We start from the raw sequence: 244 nt of genomic DNA, 5'->3' as shown, positions 1-244 counted from the left end.
GAGCTTGGCGCGCGCCTTCTCGGCCCCTTCGCGGCTGCCGAACGGGCCGACCTGCACCCTGATCAGCTCGCCCGACTTGCGGGTATGGGCGCTGACGCCGGCCGCGCGCAGGCGCGCCGCCTTGTCTTCGGCCGCCTCTCCATCGGCCAGGGCCGCGACGATCCAGCACGGCTCGCCCTGCAGGATGCGCGCATCCAGGGAAATCTCGAGCCGGCTGTCGACGATCACGCGGCGCGGCTGGCGC

General features: G+C 73.8%; 1 protein-coding gene. It reads right to left on the bottom strand.

Annotated features, from left to right (window positions below; genetic code table 11):
- The coding region (locus KVT32_RS31150; protein WP_371825654.1) for an SPOR domain-containing protein at positions 1 to 228 on the bottom strand (228 nt) is incomplete at its 3' end.
- Between the last annotated feature and the right edge of the window lie 16 nt (positions 229 to 244).

It is taken from the genome of Achromobacter sp. GbtcB20, assembly GCF_019091095.1.
In the GTDB taxonomy this organism is placed as follows: domain Bacteria; phylum Pseudomonadota; class Gammaproteobacteria; order Burkholderiales; family Burkholderiaceae_B; genus Achromobacter; species Achromobacter mucicolens.
This window is presented reverse-complemented; position numbering and strand designations above follow the sequence as displayed.